A 20,279-nucleotide genomic window follows, 5' to 3' on the forward strand; every position below is an offset into this window, starting at 1 on the left:
CCGGATTGTCCCACGGAATTGTCCCGTTGGGACAACGGCGGTGTCGCCTTCTAGGGGCGCCTAGGCGGAGCGCGTAAGGCGGGACCGCCAGAAACACGAAAGGCCCACATCGGCAGATTGTCGGTGTGGGCCTTCTTGCTTCGATAGCTGGAGTATCGTGGCGACCGGGATTGAGAGATAGCTATTGACCAATGGCTAACGGTGCCATGTAAGGACGTAATGACGCTCACTTGTTCTTGCACTTGGCGCAGAGGTAAACGCGATTTCCGTTGGCATCAGTACGAAACCAAACCTGTTTCCGACCAGAGCTATTCCAGCCACGCAGTTCAACATTGCATCTGGCGCAGACCTTGGGGCCAAACGTTGACCCAGGCTTGTTTCTAAAAAGAAACGATAACAGTAAGAATGGAACAAAAATAGCGATAAGAATACCCGTAAAGATGTCCATAGCGCTCTGAAGTCTTCCAGGATGTAGGGGCGAAAAGAGCTGCTGACGTCCCCCTGTATATGAAGCTTATGGCTTCATGCCGAGGTCTTGTGGGCAGCTCTTATTAAGGGCCTGTCAATACGGGGACTTCGTTCCCCACTGACCGGTATATGGATTTTGGTTTCCTTGGGTAGACCAGTTATCTAGCTTTGTGTCGTTCGGGTTGGTCTGGTAGTGGCCCTGAACGTAGGTACCGTTTGAGCGCGTGTAGCCATTGACGTAATGCTCTCCGGTAGACGACCCATAGAGATTCGAGCCGGATGAGCGGTAGCCGTAGCTGGAGGTATGCGCGTGTGCTGCACCTGCGTTTACAAGAAGCGCGGCGAGAATGATCTTTTTCAAGGTGGTCCCCTGTAGCGTATCGAAAGTAGTTGTCCTGCGCGCAGTAAATGAAGCGGTGCAGTAATCAGATATTACACTCACCTTCCGATAGGTCCGGTTTCGTTACCGTATGAAATGTTTGTGGCGCGTATATGAAACGGTATCTGATAGAGTCCTGCCGCGAAATTCCCCCCGGTACCCCCTCCGTTTCCACACGCGGGCATCGTCGCGCGCAGCCCCTCTGACGCGCATCAGGTAACCCGCGCGATACCCTGATGCGAGCGCGCGTCTTTCCAGCGCACCGCTGCTTTTCGTGTCATCAAATAGTGGGGATACTAGCCAGCCCATCGACTACCGGAGCCAGCCATGAATCTGAACAATTCCCCGTCCATTGAAGAACTGCGCGCTGTCTTTGCTGCCGCTGATGACGAGCTGGGCCACCATGTGCTTTGGGTTGATACGAGCGGGCAGGTCCATCTGTCGGCGCTCCCGGAAGAGCTTGGACCCGTTGGCTTTGAAAAGAGCCAGCCTACGATGCGAATGCGCTATGAGACGTTCCAGGGAGGAAACGGCTATGTAGGGGCGGAGGCCGCTGCGGATGACCGATTCATGAAGGAAATATTTGTAGCCCTGCTGAAGTACTGGGGCGGTAAGCACACACCTGGGCGCGTGACATACATGGATGGCTATTGATGGAGTACTAAACCGTTCGTCAGCACGGCGCAGGTGTCGGTGCCGCAGGCCGACCGCGTGCTGTTCAAGCTGTGCAAGCACTACGCGATCAAGGTGCCCGTCGTGTTCGACGAACATCGCGCGACCGTCGATTTTCCGTACGGCATCTGCCGGATGCTGCGCACCGATGACGTGCTGCAGCTTCGCTGCGAAGCCGCTTCGTCGGAGCAGCTCGAGCGGATCCAGTACGTGATGGACGAGCACCTGGGGCTGATGTCGCGCAACCGGGCGCTGGTGGTCGCATGGAAGCGGGGCGCGTGATGCGGCCCGCTTCCGGTTCAACGAACTTCGGGGCCAACCCGCTCATGAAAAACGAATCCTTGCCGATCCGCGCGACGTCCGCGCAATACGGGATCTGGGTCGCACAACAGGTCGACCCCGACGATCCGGGTTATCTGACGGCCGAGACCGTCGAACCGCACGAGCAGGCCGCGTGCGCGGGCGCGATGTCGATGGCGCAAGGGTTCAGCATGGTCGTCGCGCCGCTGGCCGGCACGATGCTGTATGAACTGCATCCGGCGATGCCGTTCGCGTCGATCGGCGTGGTGCTGGCGGTCGTGTTCGTCGCGAGCCAGGGCCAAGCGCAAGTCGCCACCCGCTGCTCCGAACCCGAATAGACAAAAAGCCCATCCGGGGTGTCCCCGGACGGGCTTTCTGTCAAAACGGGATCCTCAGGTAACGGCCGATCCGATATGCATCGGCGGGTGGTCACGCGGCATCGCGCGGCCACCTGCCGACTCGCGTCGCGTCACACCGTGGCGACGCGTTCCACCGACGTCCGGTATGCGTCGAGCAAGCGCGTCCGCTTGCTCGCGACCGCCGCGACGTTGCGTTCCTTCACATGGCCGAACCCGCGGATTTCGTCCGGCAATCCCGCCAACTGCACGGCCACGGGCAGGCGTCGTGCATCGAGCGTCGCGCAGAACTCGTCGACGAGGGCGACATAGTCGGCGACCAGTTGCCGCTCGCCGCGCCGTTCCGCCGTCCTGCCGAACAGGTCCAGCGACGTGCCGCGCAGTCCCTTCATGCGGGCGAGCAGCCGGAACGCCGGCAGCATCCACGGACCGAAGCGCATTTTCCGCAGATGGCCATGTTCGTCGCGTTTCGCGAACATCGGCGGCGCGAGATGGAAGCTCAGCTGGTAGTCCCGTCCCGGTTCGCCTTCGAACTGCTGCCGGAGCTTGTCGAGATAGGCGGGATCCGCATAGAGGCGGGCGACTTCGTATTCGTCCTTGTACGCCATCAGCTTCGCGAGGTTCGCGGCAACCGCCCGCGTCAGCGGCAGCGCCGGATCGCCGCCGAGTTGCGTTTCCTTCGCCCGCATCCTGTCGACCACGCGGCGATAGGCCTGCGCATAGCCTTCGTTCTGGTATGCCGTCAGGAGCGCTTGCCGCGCGGCGACCAGCGTGTCGATCGATTCGGGCGCCGGCGCGGCGATCGGCTGCGATGCGGAAGCAGACCGGACGAGCGCTTGAACCGACGCGGCACCGTGATGCGCGACATGGCGGCCCCAGTGGAACGCCAGCCGGTTCTTGTCGATCGCGACCCCATTGAGCTCGATGGCGCGCAGCAGCGCCGGCAGCCCGAGCGGCAGCCAGCCTTTTTGCCACGCGAAGCCGAGCAGGAGCGGGTTGCTGTAGATCGTATCGCCGAGCAGCGCGAGCGCCAGCGCATTGGCATCGATGAACGAGCAGCCGTCGCCGATGCTGTCCAGCAACGCGGTTTCCGTTTGCGCGCCCGGAAACACCCATTTCGGATTCTTGACGAAATCCGCCGTGGGCGTCTCGCCGCTGTTGATCGCGGCGACGGTCACGCCGTGCTGCGTGCGGGACAGCACGTCGGCGGATGCCGACACGATCGCGTCGCAGCCGATCACGAGCCGGGCTTCACCCGTCGCGATGCGCGTCGCGTGCAGCGCGTCCGGCGCGGCGGCGATCTGCACGTGGCTCAGCACCGCGCCGCCTTTCTGTGCAAGGCCCGCCATGTCGAGCACGGTGACACCCTTGCCCTCGAGATGCGCGGCCATCCCGATCAGGCCGCCGATCGTCACGACCCCCGTCCCGCCGACGCCCGTGACGAGCACGCCGTAGGGCCTGGCGATATCGGGCAACGACGGCGTCGGCAACGCGTCGACATCCGGATGGCCGGAGCCGGCGGCGCGCGCCGCCTGCGGCTTGCGAAGCTGCGCGCCTTCGGCGATCACGAAGCTCGGACAGAAGCCGTTCACGCACGAGAAGTCCTTGTTGCAGGACGACTGATTGATCTTCCGCTTGGTGCCAAGCGGCGTCTGCAGCGGCTCGACGGACAGGCAATTCGACTGCACCGAGCAATCGCCGCAACCCTCGCACACGGCGTCGTTGATGAACGCCCGCCGCGCCGGGTCGGGATACGTGCCGCGCTTGCGGCGCCGGCGCTTCTCGGTCGCACAGGTCTGGTCGTAAATGAGGATGGTCGTGCCGGGCGTGTCGCGCAGCATGCGCTGGATCGCATCGAGTTCGTCGCGATGGTGAACGTCGACCCCCGCCGGCAGCACGACGCCGGCAGCGTATTTCTGCGGTTCGTCGGTCACGATGACGATCCGCTTCGCGCCTTCCGCGTGAACCTGATGGGCGATCTGCGGGACGGTCAGCACGCCGTCGATGGGCTGACCGCCCGTCATCGCGACGGCGTCGTTATAGAGAATCTTGTAGGTGATGGTCGCCTGTGCGGCGATTGCCGCGCGGATCGCAAGCAGCCCGGAATGGAAATACGTGCCGTCGCCCAGGTTGACGAAGACGTGACGGTCGCCGGAGAAATGCATCTGGCCTGTCCATGCAACGCCTTCGCCGCCCATCTGGCTGAACGTCTCGGTGTTGCGGTCCATCCACATCGACATGTAGTGACAGCCGATGCCCGCCAGCGCGCGCGAGCCTTCCGGCACGCGGGTGGACGTATTGTGCGGGCAGCCGGAGCAAAACCACGGCTTGCGTTCGACCGACACGCGCGGCTTCGCCGCTTCCCGTTCCTTCGCTTCGATGACGGCGACCCGGGCCAGCATGCGCGCGCGAATGTCCGCGGGCAGATCGGCGCGCATCAGGCGCCGGGCGATGGCTTTCGCGATCAGCGCGGGCGACAGCTCGTAATGTGCGGGCAGCAGCCAGTTGCCGCGTGGCACCGACCATTCGCCGCCTTCGTTGTCGCGCTCGTCGAACTTGCCGTAGATCTTCGGGCGAACGTCCTCGCGCCAGTTGTACAGCTCTTCCTTCAGCGCATATTCGAGAATCTGCCGCTTCTCCTCGACGACCAGGATCTCTTCGAGCCCGGTGGCGAACGCGCGCGCATCCTGCGCGTCGAGCGGCCATACGCATCCCACTTTCAGCACGCGCACGCCGATCTGCGCGCAGACGTCGTCGTCGAGACCGAGGTCACTGAGCGCCTGCCGCACGTCGAGATAGGCCTTGCCCGCCGTGATGATGCCGAAGCGCGGCGTCGGCGAGTCGATGACCACGCGGTTCAGCTTGTTGGCGCGCACGTAAGCCAGCGCCGCATACCATTTCTCGTCCAGCAGGCGCGCTTCCTGCGCGAGCGGCGAATCGGGCCACCGGATGTTGAGGCCGCCGGCCGGCAGCGCGTGGTCGGGCGGCGTGACGATGCGGACCCGGTCCGGATCGAGATCGACCGACGCAGTCGATTCGATGACGTCCGTCACGCACTTCATCGCGACCCACAGGCCCGAGTACCGGCTCATCGCCCAGCCGTGCAGACCGTAGTCGAGATATTCCTGCACGTTCGCCGGATACAGGACGGGCATGCCCGCCGCGATGAACGCATGCTCGGACTGGTGGGCGACGGACGACGACTTGGCTGCGTGATCGTCGCCGGCGAGGACGAGCACGCCGCCGCGCGCGTCGCTGCCCGCGGAGTTCGCGTGCTTGAACACGTCGCCGGTCCGGTCGACGCCCGGCCCCTTGCCGTACCACATGCCGAACACGCCGTCGCGCGTTGCGCCCGGCCACAGGTTGATCTGCTGCGTGCCCCACACGGCCGTCGCGGCCAGGTCCTCGTTGACGCCGGGCTGGAACACGACGTCATTTGCCTCGAGATGCTTCTTCGCCTTCCATAGCGACTGATCGAGTGCGCCGAGCGGCGAGCCGCGGTAGCCGGAGATGAACCCGGCGGTATTGAGCCCGGCCTTGCGATCGCGGGCCTTCTGCAACATCGGTAGTCGTACGAGGGCCTGCGTGCCGCTGATGTAGACGCGGCCTTTTTCCAGCGTGTACTTGTCGTCGAGGGATACGGCTGCGTCGTGCGGCGTGGAAGCGGCAGCAACGCTCGGGGCGGGGGCGTTCATGGCGATCTGTCTCCGGTCATCCTGTTTTTCCGCCGAGTATAGGAAGCCGATTTGCTATCGTAAAATCACAAATAGCAAACTCTGGTATGCGAAAAACAGATGGCATTCGATCTCACGCTCCGGCAGTTGCGGTACTTCGTCGCCGCTGCCCAAACCGGCCAGTTCTCGATGGCGGCCGCCAACGAACACGTGTCGCAGTCCGCGATCACGAACGCCGTGCTCGCGCTCGAAAACGGGCTCGGCATGCGGCTCTTCGAGCGGCTGCCGCAAGGGGTCGCGCTGACGCCGGACGGCCAGGACTTCTACAACCACGCGCGACGCGTGCTGGACGCCGCGCGCGATGCCGTCCACAAGCCGCCGTTCCGTTCGCACGACCTGCGCGGCACGGTGCGGATCGCGGCGTCGTACACGGTGCTCGGCTACTTCCTGCCGGAACTGCTCGCGCGCTTTCGTACGACCTATCCTTACATCGAGTTCGATCTGCGCGACATGGAGCGGGCGGATATCGAGGCGGCGGTCCTCGACGACGAGATCGACATGGGAGTCGTGCTGCTGTCGAACGTGGAGCGGCCGAACCGGTTCGACAGCCAGGTGCTGATCCGGTCGCGGCGGCAGTTGTGGGTCGCGCCGTCGCATCCGCTCGCGCAGTTGCGGGCGCCGTCGCTGAAGGACATTGCCGGCTATCCGTACATCCTGATTACCGTCGACGAAGGCGAGCAGTCGACGCTACGGTACTGGCGGGAAGCGGGCATCGCGCCGAACGTCGCCTTTCGCACGTCGTCGATGGAAGCGCTGCGCGGACTCGTGGCGCACGGTTTCGGCGTGACCATCCTGTCGGACATGGTGTTTCGCCCGTGGTCGCTGGAAGGCAAGCGCATCGAAGCACGTCCGATCCACGACGCGATTCCGCAAATGGACGCGGGCATGATCTGGCGGAAGAAGGGCAAGCTGGCCGGGCCGGCGATGGCCTTGCAGCAGTTTCTGATCCACGCGTGCGGAACCTGACGCGCGCGCCGGCGCGCGTCGTCAGTCGGCCAGCCGCTGATCCGCGAGCGCCTTGCAGCAGTCTTCGTACACCCACTGCACGAGCTTGGCCTGATAGTTCAGGTCGTCGGTGTCGACGATCTCCTCGACCGCGTCGCGCGCCCATGACGCGTCGACGAACCCCGCATGGCGCTTCGCGATGTCCTGCGCGATCGCCGACAGCTTCGCGATCGCGAGCCAGTCGGCCTGCCGCAGGTGGCGGTCGAGCCAGCGATGCGCGGCCTGGACCTGGAAGGCCGCATCCGGCCACGATTCGTTGAGGTAAAACGCGCCGAGGTTGCCGCAGGTGAGCCAGCAAAGCAGCTCCAGGCGGTCGTGCGAGCCGAGGGTATGGGGGGCGTCGGTCATGGCAGCGCTCACGAAATGCATCGATTCCGGGCGGCGCCGGCTGCAAGGGGCCGGTGCCGATAGTAAAAACATAGCACGATGCGGGCCACGTCGCGCACCCGGGCAGTTGCGGATCCCGCCGCACGGTGCGCGGCACGCTAGCGGACCGGCCGTGAACGCGCCGGCCGCCGGCGCCGGGCGACCGGAACATGCCGGCACGACCGACGCAATGCGCTGCGAACCGTGTCGGCAGACCTGGCGGCCACGCTGCCGGTCTTGCACGCGGATCGTCACGCCAGCCACGCAGTCGCTAGAATGTCCGCTTCCATGGAGACGGAACATCACGATGAAAACCTACGACCAGTTCTATATCGATGGCGCATGGCGCCAGCCGGCGGGCACCGGCACGATCGACGTGATCGACTCGGGCACCGAGGGCGTGATCGGCCGGATTCCGGAAGGCCAGCCGGCCGATGCGCAGGCCGCGATCCGCGCCGCGCGCGCCGCGTTCGACGGCTGGGCCGCGACGCCGCCCGCCACCCGTGCCGCCTACCTGCGCAAGATCGCCGAGCACCTGCAGGCGCGCAGCGAGGAGCTGGCGCAGTCGATCACCGGCGAAGTCGGGATGCCGATCAAGCTGTCGCGCGCGATCCAGGTCGGCGGACCGATCTACAACTGGAACGCGTACGCGAAGCTCGCGGAGTCGTTCGAATTCGAAGCGAAGGTCGGCAACTCGCTCGTCGTGCGCGAGCCGGTGGGCGTCGTCGCGGCGATCACGCCGTGGAACTATCCGCTCAACCAGATCACGCTGAAAGTCGCGCCGGCGCTCGCCGCCGGCTGCACGGTCGTCCTCAAGCCGACGGAAGTCGCGCCGCTCAACGCGTTCATGCTCGCCGAAGCGATCCATGAAGCGGGGCTGCCGGCTGGCGTGTTCAACCTCGTGTGCGGCTACGGGCCGGTCGTCGGCGAAGTGCTCGCAACCGATCCCGACGTCGACATGGTGTCGTTCACGGGCTCGACCCGCGCGGGCAAGCGCGTAGCCGAGCTGGCGGCCGCCAGCGTCAAGCGTGTCGCGCTCGAACTGGGCGGCAAGTCGGCGTCGGTGATTCTCGACGATGCCGATTTCGCGGCGGCGGTGAAGGGCACGGTCAACGCGTGCTACCTGAACGCCGGCCAGACCTGCTCCGCGCACACGCGGATGCTCGTGCCGGAGGCGCGCTACGACGAGGCGAGCGCGCTCGCGAAGGCCGCGGCCGAAGCGTATGTCGCGGGCGACCCGCGCCAGGACGCGACGCGGCTCGGCGCGCTCGCGTCGGCGGTGCAGCAGCAGCGCGTGCAGGACTACATCCAGCGCGGCATCGACGAAGGCGCGGAGCTTGTGACGGGCGGCGTCGGCCTGCCGGACGGCATCGCGAAGGGCTTCTTCGTGAAGCCGACGGTGTTCGGCCGCGTCGATCCGAAATCGACGATCGCGCAGGAGGAGATCTTCGGGCCCGTGCTGTCGATCATCACGTACCGCGACGAGGACGAGGCCGTCCGCATCGCGAACGATTCGCCGTACGGCCTCGGCGGCGCGGTCTGGGCCGGCAGCGACGAACGCGCGATGGCCGTCGCGCGGCGCATCCGCACCGGGCAGGTCGACATCAACGGCGGCACGTGGAACATGGCTGCGCCGTTCGGCGGCTACAAGCAGTCGGGCCACGGCCGCGAAAACGGCGTATACGGGCTCGAGGAGTACCTCGAATACAAGTCGATGCAGCTCAGGACGCAAAAGCCGGCCTGAGCGGCTCGCCGCAACGCATCCGGAACGGCACGCCTTTCGCGTGCCGTTTTTTTGTTGACGCCGCTCAAGGTGCGCGCCGGCGGATCGTCGATCATCGCGGTTTCCGATGGTTCGACGAGGTTTCCGATGCCCGCACGCTCTTCCTTTCCGCCGCTCGTTGTTCGCGGCCGTTCGTTGCTGCCGATCGTCCAGGGCGGCATGGGCGTGGGCATCTCCGCGCACCGTCTCGCGGGCAGCGTCGCGCGCGAAGGCGCGCTCGGCACGATCGCGAGCATCGACCTGCGCCATCACCATGCGGACCTGCTCGCGCGCTGCCGCGCGCAACCGGACCGCGCGACGCTCGAAGCCGCGAACCTCGACGCGCTCGCGCGCGAGATCCGTCTCGCGAAGACTTACAGCGAAGGGCGCGGGATGATCGCCGTCAACGTGATGAAGGCGGTCAGCGCGCACACGGATTATGTGCGCGTCGCATGCGACGAGGGCGCGGACGCGATCGTGATGGGCGCGGGCCTGCCGCTCGACCTGCCGGACCTGACGCACGGCCGCGACATCGCGCTGATCCCGATCCTGTCGGACAGCCGCGGCATCGCGCTCGTGCTGAAGAAGTGGATGAAGAAGGGGCGGCTGCCGGACGCGATCGTGATCGAGCATCCTGCGCACGCGGGCGGCCATCTCGGCGTCACGCAGATCGACGACATGTACGATGCGCGCTTCGACTTCGCGCGCGTGCTCGACGAGACGACGCAGATAATCGCGTCGCTCGGGCTCGCGCGCGAGCAGATTCCGCTGATCGTCGCCGGCGGCATCAACAGTCATGCCGCGGTGCGCGACGCGCTCGCCGCCGGCGCGAACGGCGTGCAGGTCGGCACGCCGTTCGCGGTGACGGAAGAGGGCGACGCGCATCCGAACTTCAAGCGCGTGCTCGCCGACGCGGTGCCGGACGACATCGTCGAGTTCGTCAGCGTGACGGGCCTGCCGGCGCGTGCGGTGAACACACCGTGGCTCGCGCGCTACCTGCGCAACGAAACGCGCATTCGCGACAAGCTCGGCGCGTTCAAGCAGCGCTGTCCGGCCGCGCTCGAATGCCTGAGCGTGTGCGGGCTGCGCGACGGCATCGAGAAATTCGGCCACTTCTGCATTGATACGCGTCTTGCCGCCGCGTTGCGCGGCGATGTCGCGAACGGCCTGTTCTTCCGCGGCCGCGAAGCGCTGCCGTTCGGCCGCGCGATCCGCAGCGTGCGCGACCTGCTCGACCTGCTGCTGACGGGCAGCGCGGCCGAGCCTGCGACAAACCGCCCCATGTTTACGCTGGCTTGACGGATATCAAGATGCGGGAAAGACCCTACAGACAGAATGGAGTCCATTCATTGGGGGTCCATAAGATGCACAAGACGATTCGAAGCTGTGTCACCGCCGCGGCCTGCGCCGCGAGTCTCCTTGCCATGCCGTCGCTGTCGCACGCGGCGTCGCCGGGCGACGGCATTAACCAGGGCGATTGGCTCGTGCGGCTGCGCGCGATCAGCATCCAGCCGAACGAGCGCGGCAGCGACACGCTCGGCGCGATCAACATCGGCGTGAACAACGCGATCGTGCCCGAGCTCGATTTCACGTACATGATTCGCGACTATCTCGGCGTCGAGCTGATTCTCGCCACGTCGCGGCACCAGATGACGTCGAACCTCGGCAATCTCGGCGGCGTGAACGTGCTGCCGCCGACGCTGCTGCTGCAATACCACTTCAATCATGCCGGCAAGGTGCGCCCGTACGTCGGCGCGGGCCTGAACTACACGTACTTCTACAACAACGGGCTCAATGTCGGCGGCGAGGGGGTGTCGATCAACAAGAGCAGCTTCGGTCCGGCGCTGCAGTTCGGTGTCGACGTGCAGGTGACGAAGAAGGTGTTCGTGAACTTCGACCTGAAGAAGATCTGGATGAGCACCGATGCGACGCTTGGCGACAAGGGCATCGGCACGCTGCACATCGATCCGCTGATCGTAGGCGTGGGCGTCGGGATGAAGTTCTAGCGCGCGGGGAAAGACAGCAGCGACAGCAGCGACAGAAAAGACAGAGTTGGGGTTGGCGGCATGGCGGTAAGCATGCCGCTCTTTTTTTGTGCGCGCGGATTTACAGCTTGTCGTACTGGAAGCGCATCGCGGTGCCTTCACGGGTGATGCGTTCCCACACGGCGCGCTTCTCGTCGTCGCTCAGGAACACCCAGTTCGACACCTCGCTGGCCGTGCGGCCGCACCCCTTGCAGATTTCGTCGAAGAGGGTCGAGCAGACGCCGATACAGGGGCTGTCGGGCAGGTCGTGGAGGTTGGAGGCCATCGGAAGGTTCGCGTAGTGAAAACGTCAGCGCGAATTTTAATGCATCGCAGCCGACGCCGTCCGGCGGTGCGGCGGACCGGCCGGTCACCGGAAAGCGGGCGTCGGTTCGCGGGTGAAACGACGCCGTTGCACGGCGCTTGCCTGCGTGGCGGTCATGAAACGGTCGCATCTCCGGCGTAAGCGGTCCGGCGTTCCGGCACCCGTTCATTTTACGGATGGACAGACGCCAATTACCCGATAGAATTTCCGTCGGATCACCCCGCTGCGCGCGCCGCCGCGTCGGCACGCGACCGGATTCTGTTCCGTTTGCGCGACACCGGCATGATTTTTTTGAGACGGCAGGCGAATAATGGTAGCGTTCGGGGTTTTCGAGGGGCGGAGCGGGCCAACACGCACCGCCATGGCGAGGCAGACGACAGCCGGACAACGGTTCCGGCCGGACGGGAGAACGGGATGAAAGCAAAAGTGGCGGGCCGGTTCGCGGCGCTCGCGCTGTGCGTGGGCGCATCGGCGGCAGCAGCGAAGGATACGCAGCTCAATGTCTACAACTGGTCGGACTACATTGCGAAGGACACGATCCCGAACTTCGAGAAGCAGACCGGCATCAAGGTCCGCTACGACAACTACGACAGCGACGACACGCTGCAGGCGAAGCTCCTGACGGGCAGCTCGGGCTACGACATCGTCGTGCCGACCAGCAACTACGCAGGCAAGCAGATCGCCGCCGGCATCTTCACGCCGCTCGACAAGTCGAAGCTGCCGAACCTCAAGTATCTCGATCCGCAACTGATGGCGCTCGTCGCCGGCGCGGACCCCGGCAACAAGTACGCGGTGCCCTGGGCGTACGGCACGACGGGCCTCGCGTACAACGTGAACAAGGCGCAGCAGATCCTCGGCAAGGTGCCGCTCGACAACTGGGACATCCTGTTCAAGCCGGAAAACATCTCGAAGCTGAAGACCTGCGGCGTGTCGGTGCTCGACGCGCCGGACCAGATGTTCGCGGCGGCGCTGCACTACATCGGCAAGGATCCGATGAGCACCAACCCGGCCGACTACCAGGCCGCGATGCAGGTGCTGAAGAAGATCCGCCCGTACATCACGCAGTTCAACTCGTCGGGCTACATCAACGACCTGGTCGGCGGCGACATCTGCTTCGCATACGGCTGGTCGGGCGACGTCGTGATCGCGAAGCACCGCGCGATGGAAGCGAAGAAGCCGTACAAGGTCGAGTACTACATCCCGAAGGGCGGCGCGCCGGTCTGGTTCGACGTGATGGCGATCCCGAAGGACGCGAAGAACAAGGATGCCGCGCTGCAATGGATCAACTACATCGAGGATCCGAAGGTTCACGCGGCGATCACGAACGCGGTGTACTACCCGAGCGCGAACGCCGAGGCGCGCAAGTACGTGAAGCCTGACGTCGCGAACGACCCGGCCGTCTACCCGCCGGCCGACGTCGTGAAGACGCTGTTCCTGCTCAAGCCGCTGCCGCCTGAAATCCAGCGCCTGCAGACACGTCTGTGGACCGAGCTGAAGTCGGGCCGCTGACGCGAACGGAGTCGCACCCGCAGTCATGAAGCCCCTGGTACCCCCGGGGGCTTTGTTCGTCAAACGCAGGAGAGAAGCAGCACATCATGAATAGCCAGTCGAGCGTGCCGGTCGCGGGCGCGCCGTCCTTCGTTCCTTCGTCCGGCGCCGATTCGCGCGCCGAGAACTTTGTCCAGATCATCGACGTCGTCAAGAAATTCGGCGAGACCGAAGCGGTGCGCAGCGTCAACCTGACGGTGCGCCAGGGCGAGCTGTTCGCGCTGCTCGGCAGCTCCGGTTGCGGCAAGTCGACGCTGTTGCGGATGCTCGCGGGCCTCGAGACGGTCACGTCGGGCAAGATCCTGATCGACGGCGAGGACCTCGCGCAGATGCCGCCGTACAAGCGGCCCGTGAACATGATGTTCCAGTCGTACGCGCTGTTCCCGCACATGTCGGTCGAGTCGAACGTCGCGTTCGGCCTGAAGCAGGAAGGCACGCCGAAGTCCGAGCTGAAGGAGCGCGTGCACGCGGCGCTCGAGCTCGTGCAGATGGGCAAGTACGCGAAGCGCAAGCCGCACCAGCTGTCGGGCGGCCAGCAGCAGCGCGTCGCGCTCGCGCGTTCGCTCGTGAAGCGCCCGAAACTGCTGCTGCTCGACGAGCCGATGTCGGCGCTCGACAAGCAGATCCGCCAGCGCACGCAGATCGAGCTCGTCAACATCCTGAACAAGGTCGGCGTCACCTGCATCATGGTCACGCACGACCAGGAAGAGGCGATGACGATGGCGAACCGGCTCGCGGTGATGAGCGAAGGGCAGATCGTCCAGATCGGCTCGCCGAACGAAGTCTACGAATATCCGAACACGCGGTTCTCGGCCGAGTTCATCGGCTCGACCAACCTGTTCGACGGCACGACCGTCGAGGACGAGCCCGACCACGTGTTCATCGAGTCGCCGGAGCTGCCGTGCCGGATGTACGTGAACCACGGCATTTCGGGCCCGCTCGGCATGCCGGTCACGGTATCGGTGCGTCCCGAACGGATCGCGCTCACGCGCAAGCCGCCCGAGGGCGCGTTCAACTGGGCGCACGGCATGATCACCAACGTCGCGTACATGGGCGGCTATTCGCTGTATCACGTGCGCCTCGATTCGGGCAAGGTGGTGATCGCGAACGTGTCGAGCCTCGCGATCAGCGAGCTCGAGACGCCGGCGCTCGGCGACGAGATCTACGTGCGCTGGAGCGCGTCGGCGGGCGTGGTGCTGACGTCATGACCGCGTTCAAGTCCCTGCTCAACTGGCCGGTGAAGCGCTTCAACCTGACCGGCAGCACCGCGGTCGTCGCCGGGCCGTTCACGTGGCTCGTGCTGTTCTTTCTCGTGCCGTTCGTGCTGGTCGTCAAGATCAGCTTCGCCGAGCTGCAGCTCGGCATTCCGCCGTACTCGGAGCTCGCGTCGTACGCGGACGGCGTCGTCCATATCGCGCTGAACCTGTCGCACTATGCGTTCCTGCTGACCGACAGCCTGTACTTCGCGACCTACGTGAACTCCGTGCTCGTCGCGGCAATCACGACCGTGCTGTGCCTGCTGATCGGCTATCCGATGGCGTACTACATCGCACGCTCGAACCCGGCGACCCGCAACCTGCTGATGATGGGCGTGATGCTGCCGTTCTGGACGTCGTTCCTGATCCGCGTGTATGCATGGATCGGCATCCTGAAGAACAACGGGCTGCTCAACAACTTCCTGATGTGGATCGGCCTGACCCATGCGCCGATCGAGCTGTACCGCACGAACTATGCGGTCTACATCGGCATGGTGTATTCGTACCTGCCGTTTCTCGTGATGCCGCTCTATGCGCACCTCGTGAAGATGGACCTGCGCCTGCTGGAAGCCGCGTACGACCTGGGAGCTAAGCCGTGGAAGGCGTTCGTGCAGATCACGCTGCCGCTGTCGAGGAACGGGATCATCGCGGGCTGCCTGCTGGTGTTCATCCCGGCGGTCGGCGAGTACGTGATTCCGGAGCTGCTCGGCGGCGCGAACACGCTGATGATCGGCCGCGTGATGTGGAATGAGTTCTTCAACAACGCAGACTGGCCGATGGCGTCCGCCGTCACCTGCGCGATGGTGCTGCTGCTGCTCGTGCCGATGGCGATGTTCCAGCACTTCCAGGCGAAGGAGCAGGAGGGCCGCCGCAAATGAAGCCGAATCGTTTCCTGCAGTTCGCGGCGCTCTTTGCCGGTTTCGCGTTCCTGTACATCCCGATCCTCAGCCTGATCGTCTACTCGTTCAACGAGTCGAAGCTCGTCACGGTGTGGTCCGGGTTCTCGTTCCGCTGGTATTCGGCGCTTGTCGACGACGACGAGCTGCTGACGGCCGCGTGGCTGTCGCTGAAGATCGGCGTGATGACCGCGTTCGCGTCGGTGATCATCGGCACGTGGGCAGGCTTCGTGCTCGCGCGCATGGGCCGCTTTCGCGGCTTCGCGCTGTTCAGCGGGATGATCAACGCGCCGCTCGTGATTCCCGAGGTGATCCAGGGCATCTCGCTGCTGCTGCTGTTCATCGAGCTCGCCAAGTGGATCGGCTGGCCGGCCGAGCGCGGGATCTTCACGATCTGGCTCGGCCACGTGATGCTGTGCATCTCGTACGTCGCGATCATCGTGCAGTCGCGCGTGCGCGAACTGGACCCGTCGCTCGAGGAAGCCGCGCTCGATCTCGGCGCGACGCCGCTGAAGGTGTTCTTCACGATCACGCTGCCGCTGATCTCGCAGGCGCTGATCGCCGGCTGGCTGCTGTCGTTCACGCTGTCGATCGACGATCTCGTGCTGTCGGCGTTCCTGTCGGGCCCCGGCTCGACGACGCTGCCGCTCGTCGTGTTCTCGCGCGTGCGCCTCGGCCTGAATCCGGAGATGAACGCGCTCGCGACGCTGTTCATCATCGCGGTGACGGCCGGCGTCGTGCTCGCGAACTTCGTGATGCTGCGCCAGGAGCGGCGCAGGATGGCGGCGATGGCGGAGGCGGCGCTGGCCTGACGCCGTTTCGCCCGACGCCACGCAAAACGCCCGGTGCCGACGACAAGTCGGGCCGGGCGTTTTCTTATGCGCCGCTGCGCGGCGCAACGGTCAGCACGTGAATCAGTAGGCGAAGCTCTTGCCGGGTGTCGTCCAGACGGCCGTGGCCGTCGTGCACGGCTGGAGGCTGAGCGCGCTGCCGGCCGGCGCAAGGCAGCGGCCCGACGGCAGCGACACGAGTTGCGCCGTGCCGGGCAACGTGCCGGCCTGCACCTGCCATTGCTGGTCCGCCTCGCCGGGTACGCAGGTGTGCAGCAGCGCGCTGCCGGCGGCGCCGGGCGCCGGCGCGGTCAGGCAGTAGCTGTACTTGGTCTGCAGCGTGCCGTCGCCGGCGGCGACCCACAGTTGCGGATTGAAATGCGTGCCGCCGGATGCGCGCACCGACGCGAGCGTCGGGCACGCACCGAGCGTCGCGGCGCTGCCGTCGGTGAGGCCGCCCGACGCCGTCAGGCACGCGCCGTTGGCCTTGACGAGGCCGGCCGCCGACTGCTGCGGGCCGCCGATCAGCGTCGCGACGCCGTTCGACTCGGACGCATTTGCATAGGAGGCGGGACACGTCTTGTTGACCGTGACCGACGGGGCCGGCACCGTCACCGCATTGCCGAGCGTGTCGTACGCGCGCACCGAGAACCGGGCGTTCGTGTAGGCGACCGACGCGCAGCTCGTGCGGCTCGAATTCCAGTCGAAGTACTCGACCCACTGGCTGATCGACGACACCGGCACCTGCGTCTGCGTCGTGCCGACGTAGATGCTGCCGATGTCGAAGCTGTCGCCGGTCGCGCCGCCCGTCACGTCGGTCACGTTGCTTTTGAACCAGCCGGGGCCCTGGCTCGTGTCCGGCGTAATGCGGAAGCGGTACGTGTGGCCCGCCTGCCACTCGTAGCGGTAGCGGCATTGCGCGCCGGCGCTGCCGTCCGTTGCCGAGCTGCTGACCGTGCAGAAGCTGCCGGCGCCGATGCCGGCGCTCGCGGGCGTGCCGGGTTTCGCGGCGGTCGCGCCCCACAGGCTGAACAGGAATTGCTTGCCCGCGCCTTCGCTGGCGGACACCAGTTCGGTCGACTGCAAGCCTGTGTAGCCGTGCAGCGAATTGACCTGGTTGGACCAGTACACGTTCGAGTTCGGGCCGGGGTCGGTCTGCGGCGTGATGAACAGGTCGAGGATCGCGACGCTGCGCACCGTCGACGGGAACCACGTGTTGCTGTAGAGCCCTGGTGTCGCGCCGAGGAAGCCGTTGAGCGTCGGCGCGGTGCTGGCCGACAGCGTCGCGAGGCCCGGCGCCGTGCTGGCCGTGAGGCTGAAACTGCGTGCACCCGGCGGCGGCAGGGACGCAACGGGCGGCACGCCGAGCGTGAAGGTGAACGTGCATGCGCCGCCTGCCGGCACCGTCGCGCCGGTCAGCGCGAGCTGCGCGGTGCCGTCGCTGGCCAGGGTGCCGCCGCACGCGCTCGTGAAGCCGTTCGCGGTGAAACCCGCGGGCATGCCGATCACGACGCCGGCGGCAGCCGGCGTGGTGCCGGTGTTCGCGAGATTGAGCGTCGCCTTGTCGGTACCGCCAACTGTCGGCGCGAGACTGGAGAGCGTCAAGGTCGCCGTATAGGCGGATGCCGCGAGCGCGGTGAGCGGCGTGAACAGCAGCGCGGCAAGTGCCGTGCCTCCTCGTCTGCCGACGTGCATGGCCAGACTCCTCTTTTCGTTGTTGGTCTTGACGCGCCGGGGGACGGCGCGTGGCGGCGAGTCTAGCATGCGGATCCTGACCGCCAGGTTACGGCGGGCGACGGGACGCGCGGTCGTTCCCTGCGTCCGGCTCACGCGCCGAACGCAGCCTTCGCAAGCAACCCGAGCGCGACGCACACGAGCGCGGCCGCGAAACCGATCTGCACGTTCCGCGCGGACAGAAAGCGCGACACGCCACGGCCGGCGACCATCCCGAGCGCGGTCGTCGCGGTAAACCACAGCGTCACGTCGAGCGGCGCGTGCGTGCCGGCGACGAGCGTCGCGAACACGCCGCCCGTGCCGACCAGCGCGATCACCATCAGCGACGTCGCGACGATCCCGTGCATCGATACATCAGTAAACTTGCGCAGCATCGGCACGATCACGAAGCCGCCGCCGACGCCGAGCAGGCCCGTCATCAGGCCGGTGACCGCACCGGTCGACGCGAGCGCGAGACCGGCGGGCCACGACCAGACGAGCCGGCCGGTGTCGGGGTTCACGCGGCCGACGCACAGCGGCGACACGGCTGGCGTGCCGTGCGGCGACCGGAGCGCCTGCTGCAGCAGCCGGCCCGCGACGACGAGCATCGTCAGCGCGAACAAAGTCAGCAGCACGCGCTGCGGCAGCACGTGCGCGAGCCGCACGCCGAGCGTCGTGAGCGGCACGCCGGCCGCGGCCATCAGCAGCGCCGCGCGATAGCGCACGAGCCCGCGGCGGAAACCCTCGAGCGCGCCGACGAGCGCGCTGCCCGCGACCGCGACGAGCGCGACGGGCGTCGCCTGCTGCATCGGCCAGCCCATCCCGACGACGAGCGCCGGCACCGCGAGGATCCCGCCGCCCGCGCCCGTCAGTCCGAGCACCGCGCCGACGATACCGCCCAGCACGAGAGAAATCAGCATGATGTCATCCGTTCATTCGTCCGTTGGCCCAGCCGGCGGTCAACCGGCAATCTCGGGCTTCGCGAGCCATTCGCGGCCCTGCAGCATCGCCTTCCAGTACAGCGGCGGCAGCACGCGCTCCTTCAGCAGCCACGCGAGCCGCGACGGGCGCTTGCCGTCGATCAGCCACGCGGGGAAGGTCGGCGCGACCTTGCCGCCGTACAGGAATTCGGCGAGCACGATCCGGCCGCGCTCGACGGTCAGCGGGCACGAGCCGTAGCCGTCATAGGTTGCGGCGCCTTGCGCACGGCCGAGCGCCGCGAGCACGTTGTGCGCGACGACGGGCGCCTGCTTGCGCGCGGCGGCGGCGGTTTTTGCGTTGGTCGTGTTGGTCGCGTCGCCGAGCGCGAAGATGTCGGGGTGGTGCTTGTGCCTGAGCGTGGCCGGATCGACGTCGATCCAGCCGGCTGCGTCGGCGAGCGGGCTCGCGCGCACGAAATCGGGCGCGCGCTGCGGCGGCACGACGTGGATCATGTCGAAGTCGCACACGACGGTTTCCGCGCCGCCGTCGGGCAGCGCGCGCCGGAACGTCGCGCGGCGCGCGGGGCCGTCGATCGACACGAGGTTGTGGCCGAACGACAGCCCGATGTCGTAGCGCTTCACGTACTCCATCAGCGCGGGCACGTAGTCGGCGACGCCGAACAGCGCGGCGCCCGCGTTGAGAAACTCGACGTCGACCGCGCCGAGGCGGCCCATGCGCTGCCAGTGGTCGCATGACAGATACATTGCCTTCTGCGGCGCACCCGCGCACTTGATCGGCATCGGCGGCTGCGTGAACAGCGCGCGGCCGCCGCGGAATTCGCGGACGAGCTGCCACGTGTAGGGCGCGAGGTCGTAGCGGTAGTTCGACGTGACGCCATTGCGGCCGAGCGTCTCGGGAAGCCCGTCGATCGCGTGCCAGTCGAGCTTGAGCCCCGGGCACACGACGAGCTGCCGGTAGCCGATGCGCCGGCAGCCGTCGAGCACGACCACGTGCGCGTCCGGCTCGAATCCGGCGACCGCGGCCTGGATCCGGCGCACGCCGCGCGGCAGCACGGCGGCCATCTGCCGAGCGGTGGTTTCGGGCTTGAACACGCCTGCACCGACCATCGTCCAGCCGGGCTGGTAGTAGTGGACGTCGGCGGGATCGATCACCGCGATGTCGAGCGAGCGGTCGCGCGCGAGCAGGCTCGATGCGACCGCGATGCCGGCGGCGCCCGCGCCGACGATCACGATGTCGTGCCGCGTTTCGACCGGCGGCGTCATGGGCGTGCCGCGCTGCGACCCATGCTGCGCGATGCGGGGCGCGAGCGCGCTCAAGTCGTAGCCCGCGGCGGCGGCTGTCGCGACGATGTCGTTCAGCGGCCGCAGACGGGCCTGCGACAGCGCCCACAGCGTCGCGGAGCGGGTGCCCGTACGGCAGTAGGCGAGCGCAGGCCCCTCGAGCGACGCGACGAGCGCGCCGAACTGCGCGGCCTGGTCGTCGGTGACCTTGCCGGAATCGACCGGCAGGTAATGAACGGCGATGCCGAGCGGCACGGCAGCCGCCTGGATCTCGGCGACGGTCGGCTGGTCGGGGCCTTCGCCGTCCGGCCGGTTGCAGACGATCGCGCGGAAGCCGGCGTCGCGCAGCGCGGGCAGGTCGGCCGCCGTGATCTGGGGCGAGACCGACAGCGTGCCGGTCAGCTTGCGAATGTTCATGTGGGG

The 20,279-nt window shown here is 66.4% G+C and carries 18 protein-coding genes; 11 read left to right on the top strand and 7 right to left on the bottom strand.

The features are described 5' to 3' along the window. Positions 1-562 precede the first annotated feature (562 nt). Entirely contained in the window at positions 563-829 is a 267-nt protein-coding gene (locus ACV22Z_RS11170; protein ID WP_448076341.1) for a hypothetical protein, read from the bottom strand. Between the two features lie 345 nt (positions 830-1,174). Between ACV22Z_RS11170 and ACV22Z_RS11175 the strand changes: the two genes are divergently transcribed. The 3 genes from ACV22Z_RS11175 to ACV22Z_RS11185 are packed head-to-tail and all read left to right on the top strand — an operon-like array spanning position 1,175 to position 2,157. Next, positions 1,175-1,501, top strand: a complete 327-nt coding sequence (locus ACV22Z_RS11175; RefSeq protein WP_448076342.1) for a hypothetical protein — start codon at positions 1,175-1,177, stop codon at positions 1,499-1,501. A 33-nt stretch (positions 1,502-1,534) separates the two neighbouring features. Next, the gene (locus tag ACV22Z_RS11180; protein ID WP_448076343.1) at positions 1,535-1,801 is read left to right on the top strand and encodes a DUF2218 domain-containing protein; all 267 of its coding nucleotides are present in this window, start codon (positions 1,535-1,537) and stop codon (positions 1,799-1,801) included. Between the two features lie 44 nt (positions 1,802-1,845). Continuing rightward, entirely contained in the window at positions 1,846-2,157 is a 312-nt protein-coding gene (locus ACV22Z_RS11185) for a hypothetical protein (protein ID WP_448076344.1), read from the top strand. A 131-nt stretch (positions 2,158-2,288) separates the two neighbouring features. Here the strand turns inward: ACV22Z_RS11185 and ACV22Z_RS11190 are convergent, their stop codons facing one another. Next, positions 2,289-5,870 carry an indolepyruvate ferredoxin oxidoreductase family protein gene (locus ACV22Z_RS11190; protein ID WP_448076345.1) on the bottom strand — a complete coding sequence of 1,194 codons (3,582 nt, stop codon included), beginning with the start codon at positions 5,868-5,870 and terminating at the stop codon, positions 2,289-2,291. Between the two features lie 99 nt (positions 5,871-5,969). Here ACV22Z_RS11190 and ACV22Z_RS11195 point away from each other — a divergent pair, with 99 nt between their 5' ends. After that, a complete protein-coding gene (locus ACV22Z_RS11195; RefSeq protein ID WP_448076346.1) occupies positions 5,970-6,875 on the top strand; it encodes a LysR family transcriptional regulator in 906 nt (301 codons plus the stop codon). 21 nt (positions 6,876-6,896) lie between these two features. Here ACV22Z_RS11195 and ACV22Z_RS11200 read toward each other — a convergent pair whose 3' ends face one another. Beyond that, positions 6,897-7,262, bottom strand: coding sequence for a hypothetical protein (locus ACV22Z_RS11200; protein WP_448076347.1), 366 nt, complete (start codon positions 7,260-7,262; stop codon positions 6,897-6,899). 325 nt (positions 7,263-7,587) lie between these two features. On the opposite strand from ACV22Z_RS11200, the gene ACV22Z_RS11205 reads away from it, so the two are divergent. The 3 genes from ACV22Z_RS11205 to ACV22Z_RS11215 all read left to right on the top strand — a co-directional run bounded on the left by ACV22Z_RS11205 (position 7,588) and on the right by ACV22Z_RS11215 (position 11,048). Then, positions 7,588-9,024, top strand: coding sequence for an aldehyde dehydrogenase family protein (locus ACV22Z_RS11205; RefSeq protein ID WP_448076348.1), 1,437 nt, complete (start codon positions 7,588-7,590; stop codon positions 9,022-9,024). A 126-nt stretch (positions 9,025-9,150) separates the two neighbouring features. Then, a complete protein-coding gene (locus ACV22Z_RS11210) occupies positions 9,151-10,341 on the top strand; it encodes an NAD(P)H-dependent flavin oxidoreductase (protein ID WP_448076349.1) in 1,191 nt (396 codons plus the stop codon). 65 nt (positions 10,342-10,406) lie between these two features. After that, a complete protein-coding gene (locus tag ACV22Z_RS11215; RefSeq protein WP_448076397.1) occupies positions 10,407-11,048 on the top strand; it encodes an OmpW/AlkL family protein in 642 nt (213 codons plus the stop codon). 100 nt (positions 11,049-11,148) lie between these two features. Here ACV22Z_RS11215 and ACV22Z_RS11220 read toward each other — a convergent pair whose 3' ends face one another. Then, entirely contained in the window at positions 11,149-11,352 is a 204-nt protein-coding gene (locus tag ACV22Z_RS11220) for a DUF1289 domain-containing protein (protein WP_448076350.1), read from the bottom strand. Positions 11,353-11,805: 453 nt separating this feature from the next. Here ACV22Z_RS11220 and ACV22Z_RS11225 point away from each other — a divergent pair, with 453 nt between their 5' ends. The 4 genes from ACV22Z_RS11225 (at position 11,806) to ACV22Z_RS11240 (ending at position 15,903) form a co-directional block, all read left to right on the top strand. Further along, the gene (locus ACV22Z_RS11225; protein ID WP_448076351.1) at positions 11,806-12,900 is read left to right on the top strand and encodes a polyamine ABC transporter substrate-binding protein; all 1,095 of its coding nucleotides are present in this window, start codon (positions 11,806-11,808) and stop codon (positions 12,898-12,900) included. Positions 12,901-12,986: 86 nt separating this feature from the next. After that, complete coding sequence (locus tag ACV22Z_RS11230; RefSeq protein ID WP_448076352.1) at positions 12,987-14,147, top strand: ABC transporter ATP-binding protein; 1,161 nt, start codon at positions 12,987-12,989, stop codon at positions 14,145-14,147. Continuing rightward, positions 14,144-15,073, top strand: coding sequence for an ABC transporter permease subunit (locus ACV22Z_RS11235; protein ID WP_448076353.1), 930 nt, complete (start codon positions 14,144-14,146; stop codon positions 15,071-15,073). The genes ACV22Z_RS11230 and ACV22Z_RS11235 overlap by 4 nt, the downstream gene beginning before the upstream one ends. Beyond that, a complete protein-coding gene (locus ACV22Z_RS11240) occupies positions 15,070-15,903 on the top strand; it encodes an ABC transporter permease subunit (RefSeq protein ID WP_448076354.1) in 834 nt (277 codons plus the stop codon). Before ACV22Z_RS11235 ends, ACV22Z_RS11240 begins: the two co-directional genes overlap by 4 nt. Positions 15,904-16,005: 102 nt before the next feature. Here the strand turns inward: ACV22Z_RS11240 and ACV22Z_RS11245 are convergent, their stop codons facing one another. The 3 genes from ACV22Z_RS11245 to ACV22Z_RS11255 form a co-directional block, all read right to left on the bottom strand. Beyond that, positions 16,006-17,616 carry a DUF3472 domain-containing protein gene (locus ACV22Z_RS11245; protein ID WP_448076355.1) on the bottom strand — a complete coding sequence of 537 codons (1,611 nt, stop codon included), beginning with the start codon at positions 17,614-17,616 and terminating at the stop codon, positions 16,006-16,008. Between the two features lie 131 nt (positions 17,617-17,747). After that, on the bottom strand, positions 17,748-18,554 hold the full coding sequence (locus tag ACV22Z_RS11250; protein WP_448076356.1) for a sulfite exporter TauE/SafE family protein: 807 nt from the start codon (positions 18,552-18,554) through the stop codon (positions 17,748-17,750). 39 nt (positions 18,555-18,593) lie between these two features. Then, positions 18,594-20,273, bottom strand: a complete 1,680-nt coding sequence (locus ACV22Z_RS11255; protein ID WP_448076357.1) for a TIGR01244 family sulfur transferase — start codon at positions 20,271-20,273, stop codon at positions 18,594-18,596. Positions 20,274-20,279 lie beyond the last annotated feature (6 nt).

It is taken from the genome of Burkholderia sp. PU8-34, from assembly GCF_053427725.1.

Coding starts and splice junctions, on each gene's coding strand:
- ACV22Z_RS11175 (WP_448076342.1), top strand. CDS start 1,175: ATGAATCTGAACAATTCCCCGTCCATTGAAGAACTGCGCGCTGTCTTT.
- ACV22Z_RS11185 (WP_448076344.1), top strand. CDS start 1,846: ATGAAAAACGAATCCTTGCCGATCCGCGCGACGTCCGCGCAATACGGG.
- ACV22Z_RS11190 (WP_448076345.1), bottom strand. CDS start 5,870: ATGAACGCCCCCGCCCCGAGCGTTGCTGCCGCTTCCACGCCGCACGAC.
- ACV22Z_RS11195 (WP_448076346.1), top strand. CDS start 5,970: ATGGCATTCGATCTCACGCTCCGGCAGTTGCGGTACTTCGTCGCCGCT.
- ACV22Z_RS11200 (WP_448076347.1), bottom strand. CDS start 7,262: ATGACCGACGCCCCCCATACCCTCGGCTCGCACGACCGCCTGGAGCTG.
- ACV22Z_RS11205 (WP_448076348.1), top strand. CDS start 7,588: ATGAAAACCTACGACCAGTTCTATATCGATGGCGCATGGCGCCAGCCG.
- ACV22Z_RS11210 (WP_448076349.1), top strand. CDS start 9,151: ATGCCCGCACGCTCTTCCTTTCCGCCGCTCGTTGTTCGCGGCCGTTCG.
- ACV22Z_RS11215 (WP_448076397.1), top strand. CDS start 10,407: ATGCACAAGACGATTCGAAGCTGTGTCACCGCCGCGGCCTGCGCCGCG.
- ACV22Z_RS11220 (WP_448076350.1), bottom strand. CDS start 11,352: ATGGCCTCCAACCTCCACGACCTGCCCGACAGCCCCTGTATCGGCGTC.
- ACV22Z_RS11225 (WP_448076351.1), top strand. CDS start 11,806: ATGAAAGCAAAAGTGGCGGGCCGGTTCGCGGCGCTCGCGCTGTGCGTG.
- ACV22Z_RS11230 (WP_448076352.1), top strand. CDS start 12,987: ATGAATAGCCAGTCGAGCGTGCCGGTCGCGGGCGCGCCGTCCTTCGTT.
- ACV22Z_RS11235 (WP_448076353.1), top strand. CDS start 14,144: ATGACCGCGTTCAAGTCCCTGCTCAACTGGCCGGTGAAGCGCTTCAAC.
- ACV22Z_RS11240 (WP_448076354.1), top strand. CDS start 15,070: ATGAAGCCGAATCGTTTCCTGCAGTTCGCGGCGCTCTTTGCCGGTTTC.
- ACV22Z_RS11245 (WP_448076355.1), bottom strand. CDS start 17,616: ATGCACGTCGGCAGACGAGGAGGCACGGCACTTGCCGCGCTGCTGTTC.
- ACV22Z_RS11250 (WP_448076356.1), bottom strand. CDS start 18,554: ATGCTGATTTCTCTCGTGCTGGGCGGTATCGTCGGCGCGGTGCTCGGA.
- ACV22Z_RS11255 (WP_448076357.1), bottom strand. CDS start 20,273: ATGAACATTCGCAAGCTGACCGGCACGCTGTCGGTCTCGCCCCAGATC.